The 1,379-nt window shown below is 36.8% G+C and carries 1 protein-coding gene; it reads left to right on the top strand.

Annotated elements, in window-relative coordinates:
• Positions 1-113: 113 nt before the first annotated feature.
• The gene (locus DW835_RS17255) at positions 114-1,328 is read left to right on the top strand and encodes an IS256 family transposase (RefSeq protein WP_117467615.1); all 1,215 of its coding nucleotides are present in this window, start codon (positions 114-116) and stop codon (positions 1,326-1,328) included.
• The last annotated feature ends 51 nt before the right edge of the window (positions 1,329-1,379 follow it).

Raw genomic sequence — 1,379 nt, 5'->3', positions numbered from 1 at the left:
AGATAAAGTCTATATAATGGTGTAAATTACAAATCTATATAAAAAGAGCCAAGTGCTCATCTTTCAGTTATAATTAAGTTACCACACAAAACATAATTGAAAGGACGAAACCCATGGCTCAATTACATTTTACATTAGATAGTGATTTTTTTGTAGGACTTTTTTCAGAAACTAAGGATGAAGCATTTGGCAAACTTATGGAAGCTTTACTTAATCAGGTTCTTCAAGCTGAATCTACCGAACAACTTGGTGCTAATAACTATGAACGTTCGCAGGAACGTTCTGATTACAGAAACGGAACCCGGACAAGGTCATTAACCACTCGCATCGGAAAGATTGAATTACAAGTTCCTAGACATCGTAATGTCCCATTTAAGACTTCCTTATTCGAGAATTACCAGCGTAATGAGCAAGCTTTAATTACAACCATGATGGAAATGGTAGTGCAGGGTATATCAACCAGAAATGTCAAAAAAGTAACTGAAGAACTCTGTGGAGAGTCTTTCTCTAAATCTACTGTTTCTGAAATTTGTAAGGAACTTGATGTTCCAATTAAACATTTTAAAGAACGTTTACTGCCGGAACATTATCCATTTATTATTGTCGATGCGATATATTTAAAAGTTCGCGAAGATCATCGTGTCAAGTCCAAAGCATTGTTTGTCGCTATTGGGATAAACAATACAGGTCACAAGGAAGTACTCGGTTTTGAAGTATACGATTCTGAGAAAGTAAACACCTGGAAGGACTTCTTTGAAAGTCTTAAAAGTCGTGGCTTACGTGGCGTGGATATTGTGATATCAGATGCACACGCAGGGCTTGTTGAAGCAATAAAGGAATGCTTCTCTGGTTCTTCATGGCAGCGTTGTCAGGCTCATTTTACTAGAAATATCATAGATAAGTGTCCCAAAAAATATAGCACTGGTTTAGCTTCTGAATTGCGAGATATGTTCAATGCAACTACTATTGAAGAAGCCCGTCGACTAAAAGAATCAATATACGATGAATATCAGGACGTTGCAAATGAAGCAATGGTTGTCCTTGATGAAGGGTTTGAAGATAGCATTACAATCATGGCATTACCTTCAAAATATCGTATTGCATTAAGAACCAGCAACATAATAGAGCGTGAAAACAGAGAGATCAGAAGACGAGAAAAGGTCATTCAGATTTTCCCTAATACGGAATCTATTATTCGACTGATTGGTGCAGTTCTTCAGGATGATCATAATGATTGGAGTGTCGGTCACAGAATTTTTGATATGAAAGAGTACTATGACAAACTAAGCTCCATTCAATCAAATCTCCTGAAGATAAAGGCAGCATAGACGGACTAACATAGCTGGAAGATGAATGTACACACAAATTTGGACTTGACT

This window comes from Clostridium sp. AM34-9AC, from assembly GCF_003480225.1.
GTDB lineage: Bacteria > Bacillota > Clostridia > Lachnospirales > Lachnospiraceae > Acetatifactor > Acetatifactor acetigignens.
The sequence above is the reverse complement of the archived record's forward strand: the minus strand, read 5'-3'. Positions and strand labels throughout refer to the sequence as shown.